Below are 25,170 nucleotides of genomic sequence, written 5' to 3' on the forward strand. Positions count from 1 at the left end.
AATTCAAGCAACCCGCTATTCTAGCCCGAAAACCACTGTTTAGGCAATACCTTAGCCTAGCTTGAGCCATAGCAAGCCGGCACAATTTCAATGAATAAATAATCAACACTGCCAGAAAAACACCAAACGTTACATCTTGAGACGAATTATTTCTGCAAAGATACCTAAAATGTAATATCATACCGCAAAGTTTAATTGCACAAAGATAACTAAAAGTTCCTTAATGCACTAACCGGAAGGCATGCTATGTCGGTATTTCTCACTCTTGCTCTCGCTGCAGCCACCCAGCTCCAGCCCACCTGCTCGTGGGACCGGCCCGGTGCCAATCGCTACACCGGCAGCACCCGTGCGGCTATCGAGCGCTATACCGATATTCCCGAGCAGGTGCGAAGCACCCTGATACGCCGGATGGAAGAACGCCAGTCCGATGATCAGGTCCGCATCACCCGCGACGCCATCGTTGGCAAGAACCAGTACGAACCGGCGATACGCTATATGCATTTCGGCGCCGCCTCGGTCTGCGCCAGCGTGACGCGCAGCAAGTGGTCGGAACAGCGCCAGGAGCCGGGCGCCGTGTATTGCGTGGGCGAATACTGCATACTGGTACCCCGTATCTGCGGTAACGTCAGCCGGATTACCCGCCTGCCTGCCGCCCGTACTGCCAGCGCCCCCGCCACTCCCGCCGCTCCGGCCGCTGCCCAGCGCGATCTGGGTGATGCGCTGAATGCACGCGATCTAGGCCTCGCCGATGCCGCCCCGCGTGAAGCCAGCCCCGCCGACGACGACGATCAGCAAGTCCGCGACCGCGCGCGCGGCAAAGTCACCGAAGTGATCGAACTGGTAGAACAGGCCGCCGCCAGCGAAGCGGCCGTCGCAGGGATCGATGACAACGATCAGGACGGCCTGTATGGCCGCCGCCCCCTGTGGCCCAAAAATCCCAATGATGGCAGCGATGGCGGCTATTATCCGCCCGCTCCCGTACCGGAGGCAGACAGCTGGGCCATGCTGCTGGCCGGACTGGGCGTGCTGGGGCTGGCGCAACGCCGCCGCCGGCAGGCTTAATCACCCCCGCCCGCGCCAGCAACTGCACGCAGTTGTCTGCTGCGTCGTTTATAATCCCACCCATCGTGCATGCCGCGCCGGATCGTTCCGGCTGCCGCCTGCTTTTTGACCGTTTACCTTGCAGATTGTGAGCTTATGCCTATTTCCATCAAATCCGCCGAAGATATCGCCGGCATGCGCGTTGCGGGCCGCCTTGGCTCGGAAGTGCTCGACTACATCACGCCCTTCGTCAAAGCCGGCGTGACCACGGGCGAGATCGACCGCCTGTGCCACGAATACATGGTGAATGTGCAAGGCACCATTCCTGCCCCGCTCAACTACTGCCCGCCCGGCTATACGCCTTATCCGAAATCCATCTGCACTTCCGTCAACGACGTGATCTGCCACGGCATACCGGGTGACAAAGTGCTCAAGAATGGCGATGTGGTCAACCTCGACATCACCGTCATCAAGGATGGCTACCACGGCGATAACAGCCGCATGTTCTTCATCGGCGAGCCGTCCATCATGGCCAAGCGCCTGTCCGACATCACCTACGAGTGCATGTGGCTGGGCATCGCCAAAGTCAAGCCGGGCGCCTATCTGGGCGATATCGGCCATGCCATTCAGCAGCATGCGGAAAAAGCCGGCTACAGTGTGGTGCGCGAATTCTGCGGCCACGGCATCGGCAAGATCTTCCACGAAGAACCGCAGATTCTGCACTACGGCAAACCGGGCACGGGGGAACAGCTGCAGGCCGGCATGATCTTCACCATCGAACCGATGATCAACGCAGGCAAGCGCGAAATCCGCGAAATGGGCGATGGCTGGACCATCAAGACCAAGGATCGCAGCCTGTCGGCTCAGTGGGAACACACCATCCTCGTCACCGATACGGGCTATGAAGTGCTGACCCTGTCGGCCGGCAGCCTGCCGCCACCGGCCTTCATCACCAATCTTACCAACGCCGCCTGAACGATCTGACCGGATGAGCACACCAGCGATGAAGAAGGAACTGCGCGAACATCTGAAGCGCCAGTTGAAAGATGAGCGTCAGCAGATCATCGCTGGCTTCCGTGCCGACGGCATGCCGGAAAAGCTGCTACGCAGCCTGCGCCAGAGCGTCGATGCAGTGCTCACTACGGCATGGTTCGAGGCCGGTCTACCGGAAAACACCGCGCTGGTGGGGGTGGGCGGCTATGGCCGCGGCGAGCTATTCCCTCAATCCGACGTCGACCTGCTGATTCTGCTGGAACAGGCGCCCGATGGGGCAACCACGGCCAAACTGGAAGAGCTGGTGCAACTGCTATGGGATCTGGGGCTGGAAATCGGCCACAGCATCCGTACCGTGGACGAATGCCTGACTGAATCGGCGGCCGATATCACCGTGCAGACCAGTTTGCTGGAAGCGCGCCTGATCTGCGGTAATCTGCCCCTGTTCGGGCTGCTGCAGGAACGCTACCGTGCGGCCATGGACCCACGCGCCTTCTACCACGCCAAAGTGCTGGAAATGCGGCTGCGCCACGCCAAATACGAAGACACCGCTTTCAGTCTGGAGCCGAACTGCAAGGAAAGCCCAGGCGGACTGCGCGATCTGCAGGTGATCCTGTGGATGGTCAAAGCCGCCGGCGTGGCCAACTCCTGGCGCACGCTGGCCACCAGCGGCCTGATTACCCAGACCGAAGCCAAGCAGTTGATGGAAAAGGAGCGCGCCTTCAAGGACATCCGTATCCGCCTGCACTTGCACGCCAAGCGCCGCGAAGACCGTCTGGTGTTCGACGTGCAGACAGCCATCGCCGAGTCGCTGGGCCTGCAATCGACGGGTAGCGGCGCCAACATGCGACGCGCCAGCGAATACCTGATGCAGCGCTACTACTGGGCCGCCAAGACGGTGACCCAGCTGAACATGATCCTGCTGCAAAATATTGAAGAGCGTCTGTTCCCCAAGCCGGGCGTGACGGTACGCATCAACGAGCGCTTCAACAATGTCGATGGCCTGATCGACATCAGCGAAGACGACACCTTTGCCACCACCCCGTCGGCCATGCTGGAAGTGTTCGCCCTGATGACGGAGCGCCAGTCGCTGACCGGCATGACCTCGCGCACCCTGCGCGCACTGTGGCACGAGCGCTTCAAGATCGATGCCGAGTTCCGCGCCGATCCGCGCAATCACGCCCTGTTCCTGCGCATCCTGCAGGCGCCCGTCGGCCTGCTGCACGCACTGCGCCGCATGAACGATCTGTCGATACTGGGGCGCTACCTGCCCAACTTCCGCAAGATCGTCGGCCAGATGCAGCACGACCTGTTCCACGTCTACACGGTGGACCAGCATATCCTGATGGTGGTACGCAATATGCGCCGCTTCGCCATGGCCGAACACGCGCACGAATACCCGTTCTGCAGCCAGCTGATGGCCAACTTCCCTACCCCGTGGCTGCTGTATCTGGGCGCGCTGTTCCACGATATCGCCAAGGGCCGCGGTGGCGACCACTCCAAACTGGGTACGGTGGACGCCGAGCAGTTCTGCCGCGAACACGGCATGAGTGAGGAAGATACCGAACTGGTGGTGTTCATGGTGGAGCAGCACCTGACCATGTCGCAGGTGGCGCAGAAGCAGGACCTGTCCGATCCCGATGTAATTGCCGCCTTTGCCAATCTGGTCAAGGACGAGCGCCATCTGACGGCGCTGTATTTGCTCACCGTGGCCGATATCCGCGGCACCAGCCCGAAAGTGTGGAATGCCTGGAAAGGCAAGCTGCTGGAAGACCTGTACCGCGTGACGCTGCGCGTACTGGGCGGCGAACCGCACAGTGCCGACCGCGAACTGAAGAACCGCCAGCAGGAAGCGCTGGCTACGCTGCGCCTGTACGGGCTGCCGCCCGATGCCCACACGGCGCTGTGGAAGCAGCTCGACATGGCCTACTTCCTGCGCCACGATGCAGCCGACATTGCGTGGCAGACCCGCGCTCTGTACGACCGCTACGACAGCGACAAGGCTGTCGTCAAATGCCGCCTGGCGCCCATCGGCGAAGGCTTGCAGGTGGCCGTGTACATCAAGGACCAGCCTGACCTGTTCGCGCGCATCTGCAGCTATTTCGACCGCAAAAACTTCAGCATCCTCGATGCCAAGATCCACACCACGCACCACGGCTATGCGCTCGACACCTTCCTCGTCACCGAGCAGAATTTCGCCAATAGCTACCGCGACATCATCAGCCTGATCGAACACGAGCTGTGCGCATTGCTGTCGAGCGTGGAGGAACTGCCAGCACCGGGCAAGGGCCGGCTGTCTCGCCTGTCGCGCAACTTCCCTATCCAGCCCACGGTAGACCTGCGTCCCGACGAACGGGGCCAGTACTATCTGCTATCGATCGCCGCCAACGACCGTACCGGCCTGCTATATTCGATCGCCAATGTACTGGCCAAGTACAAGATCAATCTGCACACGGCCAAGGTGATGACGCTGGGCGAACGCGTGGAAGACGTGTTCCTGATCGACGGGCCGGCGCTCAATGTCGCACGTAACCAGATCCAGCTGGAAACGGATCTGCTGGAAGCCATCAAAGTTTAATCCGGGGCCTGCCCCTACAACATAAAGAAAACGCATCATGTCCGAAGAATTACTCCGCCTGTCCAAACGCATGTCCGAACTGGGCCTGTGCTCGCGCCGCGAAGCTGACGAATGGATAGCGCGGGGCTGGGTCCGCGTCGACGGCAAAGTCGTCTCCGAACTGGGCAGCAAGGTCTATCCGAGCCAGCGCGTGACAGTGGAGCGTCAGGCTGCGGCCGAACAGTCGAAACGGGTCACCATTCTGATCAACAAACCCATGGGCTATGTCAGCGGTCAGGCCGAAGATGGCTACACCCCCGCCGTGGCGCTGATCAAGCCGGAAAACCACTGGGTCGACGACCCCTCGCCGGAAGTGTTCCACCCAACCCAGCTGCGCTCGCTGGTACCGGCGGGCCGGCTCGATATCGATTCCGTCGGCCTGCTGGTACTGACCCAGGATGGCCGTGTGGCCAAGCACCTGATCGGCGAAACCACTGACGTCGACAAGGAATATCTGGTGCGGGTGGAATACACCAAACCCGGCAAACTGCCGGACAGCGACCTGAAAAAACTCAACCACGGCCTGTGGATGGACGGCAAGCCGCTGCTACCGGCCAAAGTGCGCTGGCAGAATGACGACCAGCTCAGTTTCACCCTGCGCGAAGGCAAGAAGCGCCAGATCCGCCGCATGTGCGACATGGTGGGCCTGAAGGTGGTGGGGCTGAAGCGGGTACGTATCGGCAAAGTCAAACTGGGCGACCTGCCCGTGGGCCAGTGGCGCTATCTGCGTCCGGACGAGCAGTTCTGAGCGTCTAACGCTCGCCACAGCGCCGGCCAATTTAACCTTTAAAGCATAAGATTTTACATTTTGTCATTTTGCAACCGATTGCTTCATGCTAGGATGGTTCACCACCTAACTGGCAGGCGACGGCAAACGGATAAATGGCGAACAAGGCGCACAAATTACTGGCCCTGTTATTGAGCAGCACCTGCGCAGGGGCGGCGCAGGCAGCCGATATTGCCGTCACCTTGTATGCCGACGCGGGCTACCCGCCGTATTCTTACGAGAAGAACGGCAGGCCAGCCGGACTGTACTACGAGATCGTCAGCACCGCCGTCAAGCGCATGCATGGCTACAAGGTCGAGATCCAGCCCGTGCCATGGAAGCGCGGCATGAACCTGCTCAAGTCCGGCACCGGCTTCGCACTCTATCCGCCCTACCACAACACCCGCGATGAGCCATGGACCTGGCCCTATTCGCTACCGCTGTACGAGGAAAAGGTGGTCGCCGTGTGCCGCAAGGAGGTACTGGCGGCCAAACCGCGCAAGCGCTGGCCGGAGGATTTTTACGGCCTCACCATCGGCAATAATGCCGGCTTCATCGTCGGTGGCGAAGCATTCGAGACCGCCATCCGCGACGGCCATCTGAAGGTGGAAGAAGCCCGCGACAACGCCACCAACCTGATCAAGCTGGGACTGAAGCGTATCGATTGCTATATCAACGACCGCATTTCCATCCAGTGGACGCTGAAGCAGCTCAAAGCGGAAGGCCGTTACGACGAAGGTCACAGCCATGCCGAACTGGCGGAAGCGCTGGTAATCGCTACCGAACAGGGCTTCCTAGGTTACAGCGATCGTGACAACGGGCGTTACAGTTACAAAACGGATTTCGTCAAACAGTTCGATAGCATCATCTACCAGATGAAGCGGAGCGGGGAAATTGATACCATAGCGCGTAACTTCTTTAAAACGCACTAAACGGTTTTCTACCTGTCCATGCCCGCTGCGCCACCCTTCCCGCTCCGCAAGGAATGTCCGCCCGGCGCTTGCGACTGCCAGCGCGACGAGCTGCTGGAGCAATGGTGTCAGCAGCCTGACAGCACCGATATCCGCGTGATGCGGCTGACACGGGAAGAAGAAAAGCACCTGATAGCGCGCATCGAAGCCATGGGCAGTTATGCCGACTTGCGCCGCATCGAGGAACGCCTTTACGAACTGCTGGGCATACGCCTGACCATCACGCCCAGCATCAACGGCGTGCGTACGGTGATGGGTCTGCAGATCCGGCTGGCGCCCCAGCCCGGCCTGTGCCGCCGCACCCGCGAAGCCGTGCCCGCTGCTGTGCGGCGCTGTCTGTCCAGCCATCCGGAAATCGTCTACGCCCTGCTGGATGCAGGTGACCTGCTCGGCGGTGCCGGCCAGCTATAGCCACATGCCACTTGCCGATTGCCGCTAGCCCGGGTGAGCCAGCGCGGCACCCGGCATGCTGCCGCCTTCCGAACCATCCGGATAGATGTCGTGGAATTTGCTGTAATCGAGTATCCGCACATTCCCTTCCAGTTTGTCGGACATGATGTCGGCGAAGTGGTGGTTATAGAAAATGTGGTCGGCCGAATAGGTCTGGCGCGCATGCACAAAATCGTTCAGGGTGTCGTCCGTACCCGTCAGCAGCACGGACAGGGTGGCCGCTTCGCGCAGCAGATCGTCCTGCGACTTGCCCCACAGCGGGCTCGATTCGTCGATGCGGTGCAGGATGGTCCAGGTCAGCGCGAACACGCCGGTGGTTTCGCGCTCCAGTTCCAGATCATAGAAGCGGGTGAACATCTGGCCTTCCTGCGTCATTTCACGCCGGATCAGCGAAGCGCGCACAGACGCTTCCAGAATCAGGTTGCCGCGCTCGTTACCAGCGCGCAGCATCAGCGTCGGCACGCCATTGAAAGGCGTAATCACGGCCACATCGGAAAACAGGATGCGCGAGGTAGGACGGGAAAAACGCGCAAACAGCAGCCCCGTTACCACGGCCACCTGCACCATACCGAACAGGATCTCGGTTGACGCCACCAGGTGACCGTAGGTCGAGCCGGGATTCATATAACCGTAGCCCACCGTGGCCAGTGTCTCGATAGAGAAGAATAGCGCATCGGGGAAATAGCCGGGACGGGCATTGGAAATCGAACCGGGCACCGCGTAGAACGCAGCCGCGAAAAACAGATTGGTCAGCAGATAGCTGATCCCCACCAGCAGGAAGAAATTCGGCCAGCTTAAGGTCAGCATCCAGTGATAGATATCGCCCCAGTACCAGCGCTCCACGCCGACCCGTTTGATCTTCGAAGTCCCCATCTGAAATACCCCGCGCTCATTGCCCACTTTAGGGCGCGCAGCTTTCTGCACAGGGACACGTACCGGGCCATGGTGGTTCATGCTGATCTTCCTTAATCGTCGTCGTTAGGATCGAGCTCGGGGAACATCACTTCGGTGTAGCCAAAACGGGAGAAATCGCGGATCCGCATGGGGTAAAGCATCCCCAGCAGGTGATCCACTTCATGCTGCACCACACGCGCATGGAAGCCATCGACTTCGCGCAGTATCGGCTGGTTATACTGATCTACGCCCTGATAGCGCAGCTGCGTATAGCGCGGCACGCTGCCACGCAGGCCGGGCACGGACAGACAGCCTTCGAAGCCGTCTTCCTGCGCATCCGACAGCGGCGTCAGCACAGGATTGATCAATACCGTTTCCGGCACTTGCGGCGCGTCCGGATAGCGCAGGTTCTGCTTGAAACCGAAGATCACCAGTTGCAGATTCACGCCTATCTGCGGTGCAGCCAGTCCGGCGCCGTTGGCCGCATGCATGGTGTCGAACATATCGGCAATCAGCGTGCGCATGGCGGGCGTATCGAACTCCGTCACCGGTTCGGCCACCCGCAACAGACGCGGGTCGCCCATCTTCAGAATCTCGCGCACCGTCACTTGGCCGCTCCGCTTTCGATCAGGCCATGCATCTCGCGCAGGAACTTGGTGTACTCGCCGCCCGTCTCCGCATGCTTGAGGCCCATGGCCGTCATGGCCTTCAGGTAGCCCAGCTTGGAGCCGCAGTCGTAGCGCGTGCCGTCGTAACGGTAGGCCAGCACCCGCTCATCTTTCATCAGCGCGGCGATACCATCGGTCAGCTGGATTTCGCCGCCCGTGCCCGTGCCAAGGTTTTCCAGATAGTCGAAGATGCGACCGGACAGCACATAGCGCCCCACCACGGCCAGCGTGGACGGTGCTTCTTCCGGCTTCGGTTTCTCGACGATGCCGTGCACCAGTTCCAGCTTGGGCTGGTAGGCCGAAGCACTGACGATACCGTACTGGCGGGTAGCCGCGCGCGGCACTTCCTGCACTGCCAGCACGCTGCAACGCTCGTAGCCATACAGCGCCGTCATTTGCGCCAGCACAGGCTGCACGCCGGCGTCGGTATCCATGAAATCGTCCGCCAGCAAGACGGCAAACGGTTCGTCACCGATGATGGGACGGGCACACAGCACCGCGTGGCCCAGCCCCAGCGGCTCGGACTGGCGGATATAGATGCAATTGACGTGCTTGGGGATGACATTGCGCACCAGTTCCAGCAGCGCCTGTTTGTTGGCCGCTTCCAGTTCCGCTTCCAGCTCGTAGGCTTTATCGAAGTGGTCTTCGATGGCGCGCTTGTTACGGCCCGTGATGAACACCATTTCCGTGATACCGGCTGCCACCGCTTCTTCTACCGCATACTGGATAAGCGGTTTATCCACGATAGGCAGCATCTCCTTCGGCTGCGCCTTGGTGGCGGGCAGGAAGCGGCTGCCCAGACCGGCAACAGGAAAAACGGCTTTGGTAATCTTCGGCATCTTAGTGTTCTATCCTTGGTTTGCGAGCAGTGCCAGCAGGCCTGCCTCGTCAATAATGGTTACTTCCAGATCCTGCGCTTTGGTCAGCTTGCTACCGGCATCGGCGCCAGCGACCAGATAATGGGTTTTCTTCGAGACGGAACCCGAAACTTTGCCACCCTGTGCTTCGATCATAGCGCCAGCCTGATCGCGACTCAAGCTAGGCAGGGTGCCCGTCAGTACAAAAGTCTTGCCTGTCAGAGGCCCTTCTGCAACAGCCTCCGGTAATTGCGCCAGCAAGTCATTGCGTAACTGATCTAGCGCAATCAGCTGGGCGCGGTGACCTTCACCCCGCATCCAGTCTTCCAGCGACTCGGCCACGCCGGCCGGCAGGCCGAACACATTGAATACGGGCAGATGCGCCAGCACCTGCAAGGTGACTTCCTGCTCCACCAGCTGTTTGCAGCGCGCCTCGGTCAGCTTGGGAATGCCCAGCGCCGCCATCAGCTTGACGGGATCGAGCTTCTCGCGCAACTTGGCGCTCGGAGCATGCTCGCCTTGCGGCGTCACGCCTGCGGCCAGCAGCGCATCGATGGCTTCCTGATTCTTAGGCTCGGCAAAGAACTCGGCGATGGAATCGGCCACCACGCCGCCGATATCGGGCAGCACACGCAGCAGTGCGCTCGGCACCCGCCGGATCAGATCAAAGCGGCCCAGCCATTCGGCCAGCGTCTTACCGGTGGATTCACCTACATGGCGTATGCCCAGCGCGAACAGCAGACGCTCTAGCGGTGGATTGCGGCTGGCAGCAATCGCCTCCAGCAGATTCTCGGCCCATTTAGTGGCGACTTTGCCCTGCACCACGGTTTCCGGCGTCGTACCGTCACGTTCGTCGGCCAGCCGTTTCATTTCCAGCAGATCGTCCAGCGTCAGCGCATACAGATCGGCCACGCGCTGCACTTTGCCGTGTTCGACCAGATTATCGATATAGCGGTCGCCCAGACCTTCGATATCCATCATGCGCCGGCCAGCAAAGTGGCGGATCGCTTCCTTGCGCTGGGCCGAGCAGAACAGGCCGCCCGAACAGCGCGCAATCGCTTCGCCCTCTTCGCGCACCACATGCGAACCGCATACGGGGCAGGTGCGCGGCAGCACATACATGGCCGGCTCCGGCTGGGGACGACGCTCCACTACGACGGACAGCACTTCCGGTATTACGTCACCCGCACGGCGCACAATCACCGTGTCGCCCACGCGCACGTCTTTGCGCCGCACTTCATCTTCGTTATGCAGCGTCGCATTGGTGACATTCACGCCACCGACAAACACCGACGCCAGCCGGGCTACCGGCGTGATTGCGCCCGTGCGCCCCACTTGCACTTCGATGGCTAATACCGTGGTCAGCGCCTCTTCGGCAGGGAATTTATGGGCCAGTGCAAAACGGGGCGCGCGCGACACGAAGCCCAGCGTACGCTGATCCTGCAGCAGATTGGCCTTGTAGACCACGCCATCGATTTCGTACGGCATGGTAGGCCGTGCAGCGCCGATGCGGGCGTAATATGCCATCAGCCCTTCATAACCGAGCACCACCGCGCCCTCTTTGGCCACTGGCAGGCCCAGCGTACGATACCAGTCCAGCAGCGCCGAGTGCGAAACCGGCATAGGAGCACCTTCCAGCGTGCCCACGCCGTAGGCGAAGAAGCTCAGCTTGCGCTGCGCCGTAATGCGCGAATCGAGCTGGCGCAAGCTACCCGCAGCAGCGTTACGGGGATTGACGAACTCCTTCTGTCCCGCGTCACGCTGACGCGCATTGAGTGCTTCGAAATCGGCTTTAAACATCAGCACTTCGCCCCGCACATCCAGCACGGCCGGCGGCGTGGACGTATTCAGGCGCAGCGGGATGCTGCGGATGGTGCGGATATTGGTGGTGACATCTTCACCCGTATAGCCATCGCCACGGGTAGCAGCCTGCACCAGCAGGCCATGTTCATAGCGCAGATTAATGGCCAGCCCGTCGTATTTGACTTCGGCCGCATATTCCACGGCAGCGGCAGCATCCAGCCCTTCGCGCACGCGGCGGTCGAAATTCTCGATGTCTTCGTCAGTAAAGCCGTTATTCAGCGACAGCATGGGCACGCTGTGGGTGACCTGATCGAACTGCGGCAGTGGTGCCGCACCTACCCGCTGGGTAGGCGAATCGGGCAGCGCCCACTGCGGGTGGGCCGCTTCCAGTTGCTGCAATTCGATGAACAGACGGTCGTACTCGGCGTCGGGGATAGTCGGTGCGTCCTCGACGTGATAGGCGTGCAGATGGCGGTTCAGCTCTGCGCTCAGAGCGGCTATGCGCGCCTGAAAATCTACTTCGGTCATGCCACTTCCTAGCTAAACAGACGCAGCGCGCGGGCCGAACCGGCCGGAATTTCGGCGTCGTTCATCTCGGTGTAGAAGTCCTGCACCTGACCGGCGATTTCCTCCAGCGAGGCATCGGACAGCGGCTGGTTGTAATCGTCCACAATGGTGGCATCGAGACGCGCCATCAGCGAGCGGGCGCAGGCCACCATGGCGCCGAAACCGTCGCGTGCTGGTGCCACGCAAGGCACATCCAGCAGCAGCGTCAGACGCGAAGTGGTTTCTTCAGCCAGCGTGACATTGGTGGACAGACTAAACAGGCTGCCGCCCTCGCCGTCCGGCATCACGTAGCGGCCATCCGGACGTACATCGAAGCCCTGCTTTTCCAGTGCGCCGATCAGCGTCGCGATGGCCCATGGGGCGCCGTTCGATTGCAGGTTGACGCCCAGCTGGGCATCGTGGCTGGCCACGAATCGGTGCAGATTGCGCGCCTCTGCCATCACTTCTATCATGTCCGGCACTTCCGGCTCGGCGCCGATTTCGTCGGCCATGGCGCGCAGTCGCGTCACCAGTTCCGAGTATTCCAGTTCGTTCAGTGCGGTGGTACGGCTGGCCAGCTGTACGCCGCCCTGCAGCTTGGTGTACACGCCCCCATGCACTATCGGCTCCCACTCGCCGGCCACGCTGTAGCCGATGAAATGTACCGGCTTGTTACCGGCCATGCGCAGGGTCTGCAGCACGGGCAGCAGCTTGTCGCCACGGGCAGCGCTTTCCAGCGCCAGCGGCAGCAGGCAATCGATCTGCGGATCAACCAGCGCCAGCGCCGCTTCGGCACGGGCATTGCGCGCTGCTTCCGCAGCCTCTAACGCAGCGCGTTCGGCCGCTTCGCCGTCCAGCCCTGCGGCCACAGCTTCCAGCGCCGCTGCGGCAGCCGAAGCTTCACCACCAGCCAGCCCCGGTGCATCGTCGTCGGTGGAAAAGCTAGGTTCGTGGCGCGTCGCCGGCACTTCGCCGACGCGCATCAGCACATCGTCGTGGTCGTTGGCAAAGGCCCGGTCCACGCTCTTGCGGGCGCGGTATTCCTGAATTTTGTTGTAGCTGTAAACACCGGCGACGAATACGCCGGCTATGCCGATTAAGCTCAGTTGTAGGTCTGTCATGCTGCTTGTGCCTCAGTAGCAAAATTGGCAGCGGATTCCATATCCACCGCCACGATGCGCGATACGCCCTGCTCTTGCATCGTCACACCGATCAGTTGATTGGCCATCTCCATCGCAATCTTGTTGTGCGAGATGAAGAGGAATTGGGTCTGGTCAGACATGCGTTTGACCATCCTGCAGAAACGTTCAGTATTGGCGTCGTCCAGCGGTGCATCGACTTCGTCGAGAAGGCAGAACGGCGCCGGATTCAGGCGGAACATGGAGAACACCAGCGCCGTCGCCGTCAGGGCCTTTTCGCCGCCCGACAGCAGGTGGATGGTAGCGTTCTTCTTACCCGGTGGCTGCGCCATCACCTGCACGCCGGAATCGAGTATCTCGTCGCCCGTCATGATCAGTTTGGCCTGACCGCCACCGAACAGTATCGGGAACAGTTCCGAGAAGTGGCCGTTAACGCGGTCGAAGGTATCCTGCAGCAGTTCGCGGGTTTCCTTGTCGATGCGGGTAATCGCATCTTCCAGCGTATTGATGGCTTCCGTCAGGTCGGCATTCTGCATGTCGAGGAAGTTCTTGCGCTCCGATGCCGTCGCCAGTTCTTCCAGCGCGGCCAGATTGACGGCGCCCAGCATGGCAATGGCATTGGTCAGGCGCGTCACCTCGCCCTGCAGATACGACGCCTTCATATCGGGATGTAGCTTCTCTGCCAGCGCCGCTTCGTCGGCCTGCGCTTCCACCAGTTGCGCTGCGTACTGCTCCAGATTCAGGCGCGCAGCCTGCTCCTTGAGCTGCATTTCCATAATCTTGTCGCGCTGCGGTTGCAGCGCACGTTCGGTCGACATGCGACCTTCTTCGAACATGCGCAATTGCTGGGCGATCTGGTCCAGTTCATGGCGCGCATCGGACAGAGCTTTTTCCTGCGCCGTGCGGCGATCCAGCAAGTCCTGCAGACCGTCGTTACTCTGGCCCGATTCCAGACTGGCCAGTTCGTGCTGACCCGCTTCCAGACTTTGCGTTACCTGCGCCACCTGTGCGCTGGCCGTGGCAATCGCGCGGCGGTATTCCTCGATCTTGCTGCGCTGCGACTTCTCGGCAAACTGGGCTTCCTGCGCGGCCCGTTCCAGATCGCGCAGCGCTTCGCGCGCGTCGGCCAGCCGCTGTTCCTTTTCCATGAACACGGTCTGCTGGTCTTCGTGCTCGCCCTGCAGATTGCCCAGCGCCATATCAAGCTGTTCGAACTTCTCTTCCGATTCCAGCTTGATCTGGGTCTGTTCTTCTTCCTGCGCGGCGATTTCGGCCAGATCGGCTTCCAGCTGGCCGCTGCGCTGCTTGAAGCGCGCTTCCACTTCGGCCGCCTTGACCACTTCCAGCTGCAGCGTATGCACGCTGGCCTGCAGGCTTTGCAGCTTGGCGCGGTACTCGGCCAGCTGGCGCGTCAGATTGCTCACAGCTGCGTCGGCACGCACGGCACGCGCGCGCGCCTCGTCGGCCAGCATCTGCTGGGCGCGCAACTGCTTGGTGATATTCTCGATTTCCTGCTGGCGTCCCAGCATGCCATCCTGCTCCGAATCGGCCGCATAGAAACGCACACTACCCTGCGTAATCGCATGGCCTTGACGGGTCACGAAGCAACCGCCGGCAGGCAGTTGCGCGCGGCGTGCAAACGCACTGGCCGCATCTTCGGCCAGATACACGTTGTGCAGCCAGTCCTGCAGCAAGGCGCGCAGCGACGGGTCGTTCAGTTTCAGTAAGCTGATAAATGGCGTCAGCCCCGCCACTTCCGTCATTTGCGACGGTTGCGCATTCGACGGTGCAAACAGCGCCAGTTTGGCCGGCGGGGCATCGTTGAAGAAGGCTTGCGCCCATTCGATGTTCGACATCTGCAAAGCCTGCATGCGTTCGCGCAGCACAGCTTCCAGTGCGTTCTCCCAGCCCTCTTCGATATGCAGTTTTTGCCACAGACGGGGCAGCGTATCGAGTTCGTGCTTCTGCAGCCAAGGCGTCACCTTGCCCTGCGACTGCACACGCTCCTGCATCTGGCGCAGCGCATTCAGGCGCGCTTCCAGCTGGGCGTTGGTGGCGGTCTCGGTCTGTACCTGCTGCTGCGCCAGCTGGCGCTCCGCTTCGAGCTGCGGCTGCTGCTCCAGTGCTTCTTCCAGCAGCATATTCTGCTCTTCCAGCGCCTGCTGCTTTTCTTCCAGCTGCAGCCGCAGGTTTTCCAGATGCGCGCTATCGGGCAGGCTCAGACCATTCTTCTCCTGCTGCAGCCGTTCGCGCCGCATCGCCAGCCCGTTCAGAATATTGTTGGCATTGCGTTGATGAGCCGATTCCAGCTCCAGTTGCTGCTGCGCCTGCATAATGCGGGCGCGCGATTCCACGCTCAGCGTCTGCGCTTCGCGCCACGTCTGTTCCAGCATGGGCAGCGATTCGGCCTTCTGTTCGGCCATCATCTGCGCCTGTTCCACCTTGGCTGACAGTTCTTCCAGCGTGAACTCGCCTTCCTCGATCTGGCCCGCGTATTCGCTAGCCTGCTGCTGCCACTGATCACGCTGCGCCGTCAGTGCGGCCAGCTGGGCCTGCAGACGGGTGCGCGATTCGACGACGAACTTGATCTGCGCTTCCAGACTACCAATTTCCGCATTGGTCTGGTACAGATGGCCTTGCGCCGTATGCAGATGATCACCGGCAGCAAAGTGCGCCTGCCGCGTCTGTTCCAGCGACAGTTCCACATTGCGCAGCTTGGCCGTCTGCTCTTCCAGCTCGTTCTGCGCCAGTTCCACTTCGCGGAAATACTTCTTCTGCTCGTTCTCGGCCTCGATCTTGCGCAGCAACCACAGCAGCTTCTGCTTTTCTTCCTGATCGGCCTGCAACTGGTGGAACTTGGTGGCCACGGCCGCCTGTCCTTCCAGTTTCTCCAGATTGGTATTCAGTTCGCGCAGGATGTCTTCCACCCGCAGCAGGTTCTCGCGCGTATCGTGCAGACGGTTTTCCGTTTCGCGCCGGCGTTCCTTGTACTTGGACACACCGGCTGCCTCTTCCAGAAACACGCGCAGTTCTTCCGGCCGCGATTCGATGATGCGGCTGATCATGCCCTGGCCGATAATCGCGTAGGCACGGGGACCCAGCCCCGTTCCGAGGAAGATGTCCTGAATATCGCGCCGCCGCACCGGCTGGCCGTTGATGTAGTAGGTCGAGGTACCGTCGCGCGTCAGCGTGCGCTTGACGGCGATTTCCGCGTACTGGCCCCACTGGCCGGCCGCCTTGCCCGCATTGTTATCGAACACCAGTTCGACCGAGGCACGCCCAGCCGGCTTGCGGTGCGTCGAGCCATTGAAAATCACGTCCTGCATGGACTCGCCACGCAGCTCCGACGCCTTGGATTCGCCCAGCACCCAGCGTACGGCGTCGATGATATTCGACTTGCCGCAGCCATTCGGACCGACTACGCCGACCAGTTGACCCGGCACCTGAAAATTGGTGGGATCAACGAAAGACTTAAATCCCGACAATTTGATGGAAGAAAGACGCACGTTGTTATCTGGTGGTTGGGCTGGAAAACTTCACAATAATACCATTTTGCACTCGAAATCAGGCCATTTTCACTGTGAGAACACTGTGAAACGCACGCTTATGAAGCTGGTTGCAGATTTTTCGGTTTGTGCCAGATGGCGCGCGTATAAGCCTGATCATGGCCCGACAGATGCATGGCCAACTGGGCAATCCAGCGCTCCGCTGGCACCGGCTCGACACGGGGCGCGATCAGCACGATAGGCAGGCACATCAGCAATAGCCAGCGGCTCAGCACCATGTGCTGGCTGACGCTGGCATACCAGATGAAGCTGCAGGCCACCAGCAGACCCAGAATACAGCCCGTGACCGATTCCGACACAGAATGGGCTTCCACGTACACGCGCGACACCGCGATCAGCACCGCCAGCAGCACACCGGCCGCTACGGCAGCACTGCGCCACGCCAGCGTGCGGGTGCGCACCAGCAGGTAGAACGCTACGGGAAACACGGCCGCCGCACGCATGGCATGTCCGCTAAAACCGGCAAACTCCACCGCTTCCACGCCCACGCCCCAGCCCATGAAAGCCACTTTGGTCGCCACCACCAGCGCCATACCGGCACCGAACAGCGCGCACCATGCCGCCGTCAGATGCCACGAACGCCCCGCAACCAGCCAGATGGCAATTGCTACCCCTATCGGCCCCGTTACCGCCAGACTCCCCACCAGACTGAGGCCATGCCACCACATCATCATTCCATTCGCCCTATCGCTGTCCTAAATTCCACCATCGCTCCGGCGCACACTTGCGCCACCCAAGACACCAACCGAGGCCATGGCCGTCATTAAAACACATGCAATAGTAAAACACGTAGAAATTGCTGTGAATCAATAGTTGGCATCGAAAGCCATACCATCGCATATTTTCATTAAGACAACATGAAATCGCTGCCAGCGCGGGCAGATTCGACGAGATCGGGACAGATTCAAGCGGCCTGAGCCAGTGCGCGGTCCAGAGCACCACTGACCACGTCGGGGTCGCAAGTGATACGCACCGTTCCGGCGTCAAAACGCCGTGCGAGTTCGTCCGCACTGAGGGAATAGGCTTCCTGCCGGCTAGCCGTGGCAAAGATGTACAGACTACGCAAGGGACTGACCCATGCCAGCTTGACCTGCTGCAGCGCGCCATGCCCAGCTACGAACTCCAGCCACATACCACGTTGTAGAGTTGCCACATTCACACTAAGTGGCAACTGGGTGGCTGCGCTGGCTGCCCGGGCACCGTTTTGTGCCGCCGCAAGACGGGCTGCATCTGCCGTGCCTGCGGCTATCGCCAGTTCCAGCTGCCGCTCGGGCGGCATTTCCAGCGGTGCGCGCACGATGGAGGCATGGCATTCTGCCAGGTCGGCAAAGAACCGGGTGCGTTGTTCGCCCTGCCACTGCACCAGATCCAGCCATTTGTTGAGAGCACCCAGCAGCGCCGGCAGGCGCAGCAACAGACGCTTGCGCTCGTGCACATTCAACTTGGGCTGTACGCTCCAAAGCAATTCATCCATGGCGCAGGTGGCATGGTCGATGGCGCCGGATTTCTCATCTTCAACGCGATAGGCGAAGGCCAGTACCTCGATCCAGTGCTGCGATAGAAAATCGCGCACCAGTTCCAGCACATCGCCCTGCTCGAGCCGCGCTGCCAGCGCCGCCTCGGCCTGACGCCGCGCCACCAACGCCTTTTCCTGCTTGAGCGCGCTCGCGATCGGCGTGGCGATCTGCTCGGCTTCCTGCTGCTCCTGCGCTGCCAGCGTCGCTTCCAGTTCATCCACGGCACGGGCAAACGCGGCAGATTCCTCGGCGCTATCACGCCCTACCCGTTCCACACTGCGCTGCATGGCCTGCAAGCGTGCCGCATCCGGCTGCACCCGCTGCTCCCAGCCCAGACGGGACAGCAGGTCGATCAGCTTGCGGGCGGGATGGCTATCCTGAAAGAAGAATTCGCGGTCGGCCAGCGCAGCCTTCAAAACCGGAATCTGCAGTAACAGCACCAGCTGGCGGATTTCCTGCGCCATCCTGTCGTCACGGAACACGGATTCAAATACGGCCGACAACAGATCGATTGCACCCGCCTCGGCATGGGATAGGCTGCCACGGGGCAGTCCCGCTTTAATCTGGGGTAGATACAGAATTTGCGCACCAGTGCGAGTACCAGCGTCCGCTTGCGAGGACGGCTGCAAGGACGCGTGCAACTGCGACGGTGCGTGCGGTGGCAACTGAGCCTGCGGCCATTGCGCCAGATAGGCCAGCAGCGACGAAGGCGCGGCGATGCCGCTGACGGCTCCGGCGCCAGCAACGCCAGCGCTAGCTGTGGTATTGGTGGCGCTAGCGGCTGCCCCTGCACCAGACCCGCCAGCGTCGGCCGCGTCGGCCGACGCGGCGGCAAAAAACTGACGCAGTCTCTGCGCCAGTTCAGCCTCGCCCGCGCGACCGAGCGTCGGGAGCGGCTGGCGCGCCGGACCGGCCACTATGGCGCCCGAGTCTGCCGCAAACGCCGCTTGCGGCAACGGCTCGACACAGATATCTGGCACGGCCACCGGCGCAGCAATGCTGTCCGGCCGGTGTGCCAGATGGCCCTGCAGGCAGGTGTTAAGCGCCTGCAGTATGGGCGCAAGGTCCAGGAACAGCTGCGGCTGACACAACTCGTCCAGCCGCAAGGCCGCGCTGTCATCTCCCGCAAAACCATCCCATGCTTGCCGCATCGCCGCCAGAAAGACCTCCGGCCGCAAGGGATTCTGGGCCAGCCGCACGGTGTCGCGCTGGAACAGACGTGCCAGCCCGCCATTCAGGCTCTGCAGCACAGCCGCATGGCGCAAATCATAGGATTTGGCCAGATTGGCCAGCGCCAGCTGCTGATCCATTTCATCCAGAGACACCAGCGACAGCGTCTGCGCGGCCACCGGACGGGCTGGCCGCAACGGCGCCAGCGCTGCCATCTCGCGCCGCACCGACTGCTCCAGCGCGCTACTGGCCACGCTCAAAAAGGCATATTGACGCTGGCGCAAATCATTGCCGGCGCGTAGACGCGCCTGCACCGCCTCAGGTGCCACCGCGCTGCCATCGAGCAGGCACTGGGTCAGCCGCAACACCAGCCCCGCCAGCTGCCCCTCCACCTGCTGCCTCGCCAGCGCAATCAGTTCTTCCAGCACGGCATGGCGCGCCGAGACGGCACGCTGCCTGGAATTCGATGATGTAGAAATTGCAACCATGGCCAGTGCATCCTGCCCTAATCCGAGATACCCTCATTCTGGCACATTATTTCCACAAGGCAATAGCAATCAGGTATTTCCGTGTGGGAAAATTCTCAGATGTTGCAGACCCGCTGCCCCGCCGGCGGCACGAAGTCCGTCACCCCATGCACCAGCCCCACCGCGTGTGCCTCGGCCGCCGTCAGGTGCAGATCGGAATAGGCATGAATCCGCCAGTGCTGCTCCTCCAGCTGCACATGCCGACGCAAAATGGCTTCGGTACGGGCGTCGTCGGCCTGCAGCCCTTCGACGATAATGCGCAGCGCGTCCGGCCGCGCCCCATGCGGTGCGCTGGCATGGGACTTGTGCACCATGAAGCGCGCCGTACCACTGGCGTAACGCTCGGTCCCCGCCAGAAATAGCGTCACGGCAATCGACGCCACTGCCCCCGCGTTATAGGTGATGAACTTGATGGGCAGCTTGCTCAGGTAGTTGTACAGGCAAATACCGTCACTCACATAGCCCCCGTTCGACTGGATCAGCAGATGCGCCGTACTGACCTCGTCCTGCGTCATCTCGGCGACGGCGTCGAACACGCGCCGCACCATATCGCTATTCACATCGCCGGACAGGGTGTACCACCCGTGACCCGCATTCTGACTGGCTTGCTGTGCCATGTTGCCTCCCATGAAATGGTGCAATTTATTCTAGCAAAGCCTGCATTTGCGGGGCGCTCCGTACTGCGTTCCAGATTGACATTAACCCTGTTTCTGACATATATTTCCGAGTCTTGATCGGGAGAGGGCAAACCAGCGTTGCCGCCGAAGGGGCACTACCCAAAAACTCTCAGGCAAAAGGACCAATCAAGGGACCAGCGCGACCGCACCAGCGGGATGCCAACTGGGCCAACTCTGGAGAGCGACTGCGGCACACGCCGGCAGTCCACCGAAGGGGCGCACGGAGCACGGTATCCCCGTCCCGTAATCTCTCAGGTACCAAGGACAGAGGGGCTGCGATCATTGCGAAGTGCCGCACTACGGGCGCTTCTTGTGTGTTCTGTTAACCCCTCACGATTTGGACCGAGTACTATGACGCTCAAAGCCACCCCCCTCAATAATGCCCACCGCGCAGCCGGCGCCCGTATGGTCGATTTCGGCGGCTGGGATATGCCTGTCAACTACGGCTCGCAAATCGAAGAACACCATGCTGTGCGTACCGATGTCGGCATGTTCGACGTAGCCCACATGTGCGTGGTCGATATCAAGGGCGACAATGTGCGCGCCTTCCTGCGCGGCCTGCTGGCCAACAACGTCGACAAGCTGCAGGTATCGGGCAAAGCCCTGTACTCGTGCATGCTGAACCCGCAAGGCTTCGTGATCGACGACCTGATCGTCTACTTCATCAACGAAAGCTGGTTCCGTCTGGTGGTCAACGCCGGCACCGCCGAAAAGGACGTGGCATGGATGCAGCAGCAGAACACCGCTACCAACAGCGGCCTGACCATCACCCAGCGCCGCGACGGCGCGAATGCCATGGCACTGATCGCCGTGCAGGGTCAGAACGCACGCGCCAAAGTATGGCAAGTGATTCCTGAATCGCAGGCCGTCAGCGCTGAAATGAAACCATTCAACGTGGCCTTTGCCCAGAGCGCCGTATTCGGCGAGGCGATGATTGCCCGCACCGGCTACACCGGTGAAGACGGCTTCGAAATCGGCGTTGCTGCGGAACAGGCCGAAGCGCTGTGGAACGCGCTGGCTGCCGCTGGCGTGAAGCCGGCCGGTCTGGGTGCACGTGACACCCTGCGTCTGGAAGCCGGCATGAACCTGTACGGTCAGGACATGGACGAAACCGTCAACCCGCTGGACGCCGGTCTGGCATGGACCATCGATCTGGTCTCCGAGCGTGACTTCATCGGCAAGGCTGCGCTGCAGAGCATGGGCCAGAACGCCCAGTTCGTCGGCCTGATCCTGCGTGAAAAAGGCGGCGTACTGCGCGCCCACCAGAAAGTCATCGTGGCCGGCACCGAAGCCACTGGCGAAATCACTTCCGGCACCTTCAGCCCGACCATGCAGCAAGCGATTGCGCTGGCGCGCGTGCCAATGAACGTGGCAGTAGGCGACACCGTGCACGTAGAAATCCGCGACAAGAAACTGGCCGCTTCGGTAGTTAAGCTGCCATTCGTCCGTAACGGTAAAATTCTGGCTGTCTGATTAGCCGATATCGACAATTAACATAAACATCACTCTCACACTCTGGAGCCACACATGAATATCCCTGCAGACCTGAAGTACACCGAATCCCACGAATGGGTACGCGCTGAAGCAGACGGCACCGTTACCGTCGGCATCACCGAATTCGCACAGGATGCACTGGGCGACATCGTTTTCGTCGAACTGCCTAAAGTCGGTGCCAGCTTCGGTGCCGGCGACGACGCCGCTGTAGTGGAATCGGTGAAAGCCGCCAGCGACATCTACGCTCCGATCGCCGGCGAAATCATCGCCGTCAACGACGACGTAGTGAACGCTCCTGAATCGATCAACAGCGATGCCTACGCTGCATGGCTGTTCAAGATCAAACCAGCTGACGCTGGCGCCATCGATGGCCTGCTGGACGCTGCCGCCTACGGCAAGACCACCGACCATTAATGCTTCTTAAGGCCAGCTTGCGCTGGCCTTTTGCTTATTGCCCAGCCGCGCGCAGTGCTGCTTTTGCGCCGGCCATCAGGCAATACTCCCCTGTTTTCCTCGTATTCCTCTATCGGCCCTGACACATCATGACCCGTACCAGCCTGACCCAACTCGAAGCGCGTGACGCTTTCATCGCCCGCCACATCGGCCCGGACGCCGCTGAACAGCAAGAAATGCTGTCGCTGCTCGGCTACGCCTCGCGCGCTGCCCTGATCGATGCACTGGTTCCAGCCAACATCCGCAACAAGAACCCGCTGCCACTGGGCGCCTATGCCCAGCCCATGCCGGAACAGGAAGCGCTGGCCAAACTGAAAGCCACCGCCTCGAAAAATCAGGTACTCAAGTCGCTGATCGGTCAGGGTTACTACAACACCCATACCCCGGGCGTAATCCTGCGTAACATCTTCGAAAATCCAGCCTGGTACACCGCTTACACCCCGTACCAGCCAGAGATTTCGCAAGGCCGTCTGGAAGCCATTCTGAACTTCCAGCAGACCATCACCGACCTGACGGGCATGGGCATTGCCAATGCGTCGATGCTGGACGAAGGCACCGCTGCTGCCGAAGCTATGACGCTGATCCAGCGCGTAGGCAAATCCAAATCGACCACCTTCTACGTTGCCAATGACGTGCTGCCGCAGACGCTGGAAGTGGTACAGACCCGCGCCAAGCCGCTCGGCATCACCGTTAAGACCTTTGACGCCGCCGAACTGGCTGGCGTAAGCGACGCTTTCGGCGTGCTGCTGCAATACCCGGGCGTGAACGGTGTGGTGCGCGACTACAAAGAGGCCGTTGCTACCGTCAAAGCGACTGGCGCGATGGTGATCGTGGCTGCTGACCTGCTGGCTCTGACCATGCTGACGCCACCGGGCGAATGGGGTGCCGACGTGGTGGTCGGTAACAGCCAGCGCTTCGGCGTACCGCTGGGCTTTGGCGGCCCGCACGCCGGCTATCTGGCCACTCGCGACGAATTCAAACGCAGCATGTCCGGCCGTCTGGTCGGCGTCACCATCGACGCGCAAGGCAACAAGGCCTACCGTCTGGCGCTGCAGACCCGCGAGCAGCACATCCGCCGCGAAAAAGCCACGTCCAACATCTGTACCGCACAGGTACTGCTGGCCGTGATGGCATCCATGTACGCCGTCTACCACGGCCCTAAAGGCCTGCAGCAGATTGCCCAGCGCGTCCACCGCTACACCGGCGTACTGGCAGCCAACCTGAAAGCCCAGGGCTACAGCGTGGTCAACACCACCTTCTTCGACACCCTGACCGTGGCTGTCAAAGACGCTGCCGCCGTACACGCTGCTGCACTGGCTAACGGTGTCAACCTGCGCCAGATCGACGCTACCCATGTGGGCGTGTCGCTGGACGAAACCACCACCCGCGACGACATCGCCGTGCTGTGGACCGTGTTCGCACAAGCTGCCGGTAGCAGCACCGTCTGCCCTGATCTGGACGCCGTGGAAGCGTCGGTCGCCCCTGCCTTCGGCGCCGAACTGGCCCGTAGCAGCGCCTACCTGACCCACCCAGTATTCAACCGCTACCACTCGGAAACCGAGATGCTGCGCTACCTGCGTTCGCTGGCCGACAAGGATCTGGCGCTGGACCGCACCATGATCCCGCTGGGTTCGTGCACCATGAAGCTGAACGCCACTTCGGAAATGATCCCTGTGACGTGGCCTGAATTCTCCAACATCCACCCGTTTGCACCACAGGCGCAAACCGTGGGCTACCGCGAAATGATCGCCCAGCTGGAAGAAATGCTGTGCGCAGTGACGGGCTACGCCGCCATCTCGCTGCAGCCTAACGCCGGTTCGCAAGGCGAATACGCCGGCCTGCTGGTCATTCAGGCTTACCACCAGTCGCGTGGCGAAGGCCACCGCAACATCTGCCTGATTCCATCCTCGGCCCACGGCACCAACCCTGCTTCGGCCAACATGGTGGGCATGCAGGTGGTCGTCACCGCTTGCGACGCCAACGGTAACGTCGATCTGGCCGACCTGAAAGCCAAGGCCGAACTGCACTCGAAGAATCTGGCCTGCGTGATGGTGACCTACCCATCGACCCACGGCGTGTTCGAAGAAGGCATACAGGAACTGTGCGAAATCATCCACAGCCACGGCGGCCAGGTCTATATCGACGGGGCCAACATGAATGCACTGGTGGGCGTGGCCGCACCGGGCGCGTTCGGCGGCGACGTGTCGCACCTGAACCTGCACAAAACCTTCTGCATTCCGCACGGCGGTGGCGGTCCGGGCGTAGGCCCGATCGGCGTGGGTGCCCACCTCGCCAAGTTCCTGCCTAACCAGCGCTCGAACGGCTACGTGCGTAGCGAAGACGGTATCAGCTCGGTCAGCGCTGCACCATTTGGCTCGGCCAGCATCCTGCCTATCTCGTGGATGTACATCGCCATGATGGGCGCAGAAGGCCTGACCGCAGCCACCGAAACGGCTATCCTGAACGCCAACTACATCGCCCGCCGCCTGTCGCCGCACTACCCAGTGCTGTACTCGGGCCACGACGGTCTGGTAGCGCACGAGTGCATCATCGACCTGCGTCCGCTGCAGGATGCCACCGGCATCAGCAACGAAGACGTGGCCAAGCGTCTGATGGACTTCGGCTTCCACGCACCGACCATGAGCTTCCCAGTTCCGGGCACGCTGATGATCGAGCCGACCGAATCGGAATCGAAAGCCGAAATGGACCGCTTCATCGACGCCATGATCACCATCCGCGGCGAGATCGCCAAAGTGGAAAGCGGCGAATTCGACAAGCTGGACAACCCGCTCAAATTCGCTCCGCACACCGCTGAAGTGCTGACCGCCGACAAGTGGGAACGCAAGTACAGCCGCGAAGTCGCTGCCTACCCAGTGCCATCGCTGCGCAAGCAGAAGTACTGGCCACCAGTCGGCCGCGCCGACAACGTCTACGGCGACCGTAACCTGTTCTGCGGCTGCGCGCCGATGAGCGATTACGAGTAATTCTGTCGTAGATAAAGCGGCTGCTCCGGTAGCCGCA

The 25,170-nt window shown here is 61.1% G+C and carries 18 protein-coding genes and 2 riboswitches; of the genes, 9 read left to right on the plus strand and 9 right to left on the minus strand.

Going from position 1 to position 25,170, the window contains the following annotated elements; all coding sequences use genetic code 11:
• Positions 1–246 precede the first annotated feature (246 nt).
• The 6 genes from ABNT42_RS15820 to ABNT42_RS15845 all read left to right on the plus strand — a co-directional run bounded on the left by ABNT42_RS15820 (position 247) and on the right by ABNT42_RS15845 (position 6,799).
• Positions 247–1,062, plus strand: coding sequence for an MHFG family PEP-CTERM protein (locus ABNT42_RS15820; protein ID WP_348698546.1), 816 nt, complete (start codon positions 247–249; stop codon positions 1,060–1,062).
• Positions 1,063–1,197: 135 nt separating this feature from the next.
• On the plus strand, positions 1,198–2,016 hold the full coding sequence (gene map / locus ABNT42_RS15825; protein ID WP_348698547.1) for a type I methionyl aminopeptidase: 819 nt from the start codon (positions 1,198–1,200) through the stop codon (positions 2,014–2,016).
• 13 nt (positions 2,017–2,029) lie between these two features.
• Positions 2,030–4,612, plus strand: a complete 2,583-nt coding sequence (locus tag ABNT42_RS15830; protein ID WP_348698549.1) for a [protein-PII] uridylyltransferase — start codon at positions 2,030–2,032, stop codon at positions 4,610–4,612.
• A gap of 37 nt (positions 4,613–4,649) precedes the next feature.
• Entirely contained in the window at positions 4,650–5,399 is a 750-nt protein-coding gene (locus ABNT42_RS15835; RefSeq protein ID WP_202416615.1) for a pseudouridine synthase, read from the plus strand.
• Positions 5,400–5,533: 134 nt separating this feature from the next.
• On the plus strand, positions 5,534–6,349 hold the full coding sequence (locus tag ABNT42_RS15840; protein ID WP_348698552.1) for a transporter substrate-binding domain-containing protein: 816 nt from the start codon (positions 5,534–5,536) through the stop codon (positions 6,347–6,349).
• Positions 6,350–6,367: 18 nt separating this feature from the next.
• Positions 6,368–6,799 carry a hypothetical protein gene (locus ABNT42_RS15845; RefSeq protein WP_348698553.1) on the plus strand — a complete coding sequence of 144 codons (432 nt, stop codon included), beginning with the start codon at positions 6,368–6,370 and terminating at the stop codon, positions 6,797–6,799.
• 24 nt (positions 6,800–6,823) lie between these two features.
• Here ABNT42_RS15845 and ABNT42_RS15850 read toward each other — a convergent pair whose 3' ends face one another.
• The 9 genes from ABNT42_RS15850 to ABNT42_RS15890 all read right to left on the minus strand — a co-directional run bounded on the left by ABNT42_RS15850 (position 6,824) and on the right by ABNT42_RS15890 (position 20,142).
• A complete protein-coding gene (locus ABNT42_RS15850) occupies positions 6,824–7,792 on the minus strand; it encodes an ion channel (RefSeq protein ID WP_348698555.1) in 969 nt (322 codons plus the stop codon).
• A gap of 11 nt (positions 7,793–7,803) precedes the next feature.
• A complete protein-coding gene (gene def, locus ABNT42_RS15855; protein ID WP_348698557.1) occupies positions 7,804–8,340 on the minus strand; it encodes a peptide deformylase in 537 nt (178 codons plus the stop codon).
• A complete protein-coding gene (gene galU / locus ABNT42_RS15860; RefSeq protein WP_348698559.1) occupies positions 8,337–9,239 on the minus strand; it encodes a UTP--glucose-1-phosphate uridylyltransferase GalU in 903 nt (300 codons plus the stop codon). The genes def and galU overlap by 4 nt, the downstream gene beginning before the upstream one ends.
• 9 nt (positions 9,240–9,248) lie before the next feature.
• On the minus strand, positions 9,249–11,588 hold the full coding sequence (gene ligA, locus ABNT42_RS15865) for an NAD-dependent DNA ligase LigA (RefSeq protein ID WP_348698560.1): 2,340 nt from the start codon (positions 11,586–11,588) through the stop codon (positions 9,249–9,251).
• A gap of 8 nt (positions 11,589–11,596) precedes the next feature.
• On the minus strand, positions 11,597–12,727 hold the full coding sequence (locus ABNT42_RS15870) for a cell division protein ZipA C-terminal FtsZ-binding domain-containing protein (RefSeq protein ID WP_348698562.1): 1,131 nt from the start codon (positions 12,725–12,727) through the stop codon (positions 11,597–11,599).
• Positions 12,724–16,251 (minus strand): chromosome segregation protein SMC, encoded by a 3,528-nt coding sequence (smc, locus tag ABNT42_RS15875; protein ID WP_348698564.1) that lies wholly within the window; start codon positions 16,249–16,251, stop codon positions 12,724–12,726. The genes ABNT42_RS15870 and smc overlap by 4 nt, the downstream gene beginning before the upstream one ends.
• A 98-nt stretch (positions 16,252–16,349) precedes the next feature.
• A complete protein-coding gene (locus ABNT42_RS15880) occupies positions 16,350–16,985 on the minus strand; it encodes a phosphatase PAP2 family protein (RefSeq protein ID WP_348698566.1) in 636 nt (211 codons plus the stop codon).
• A 230-nt stretch (positions 16,986–17,215) separates the two neighbouring features.
• Positions 17,216–19,486 carry a DUF1631 family protein gene (locus ABNT42_RS15885; RefSeq protein WP_348698568.1) on the minus strand — a complete coding sequence of 757 codons (2,271 nt, stop codon included), beginning with the start codon at positions 19,484–19,486 and terminating at the stop codon, positions 17,216–17,218.
• A gap of 95 nt (positions 19,487–19,581) precedes the next feature.
• Positions 19,582–20,142 (minus strand): ATP-dependent Clp protease proteolytic subunit, encoded by a 561-nt coding sequence (locus ABNT42_RS15890; RefSeq protein ID WP_348698570.1) that lies wholly within the window; start codon positions 20,140–20,142, stop codon positions 19,582–19,584.
• Positions 20,143–20,250: 108 nt separating this feature from the next.
• Positions 20,251–20,337, plus strand: a riboswitch (glycine riboswitch).
• A 29-nt stretch (positions 20,338–20,366) separates the two neighbouring features.
• Positions 20,367–20,480: riboswitch (glycine riboswitch) on the plus strand.
• 73 nt (positions 20,481–20,553) lie between these two features.
• On the opposite strand from ABNT42_RS15890, the gene gcvT reads away from it, so the two are divergent.
• From gcvT to gcvP, 3 genes are all read left to right on the plus strand, one after another.
• Positions 20,554–21,675, plus strand: a complete 1,122-nt coding sequence (gcvT, locus tag ABNT42_RS15895; protein ID WP_348698571.1) for a glycine cleavage system aminomethyltransferase GcvT — start codon at positions 20,554–20,556, stop codon at positions 21,673–21,675.
• 54 nt (positions 21,676–21,729) lie between these two features.
• Positions 21,730–22,110 (plus strand): glycine cleavage system protein GcvH, encoded by a 381-nt coding sequence (gene gcvH / locus ABNT42_RS15900; protein WP_161038626.1) that lies wholly within the window; start codon positions 21,730–21,732, stop codon positions 22,108–22,110.
• Positions 22,111–22,238: 128 nt separating this feature from the next.
• Positions 22,239–25,133 carry an aminomethyl-transferring glycine dehydrogenase gene (gcvP, locus tag ABNT42_RS15905; protein WP_348698573.1) on the plus strand — a complete coding sequence of 965 codons (2,895 nt, stop codon included), beginning with the start codon at positions 22,239–22,241 and terminating at the stop codon, positions 25,131–25,133.
• Positions 25,134–25,170: the final 37 nt, after the last annotated feature.

Origin of the sequence: Duganella fentianensis, from assembly GCF_964031615.1 — a bacterium.
Classification (GTDB): domain Bacteria; phylum Pseudomonadota; class Gammaproteobacteria; order Burkholderiales; family Burkholderiaceae_D; genus Rugamonas; species Rugamonas fentianensis_A.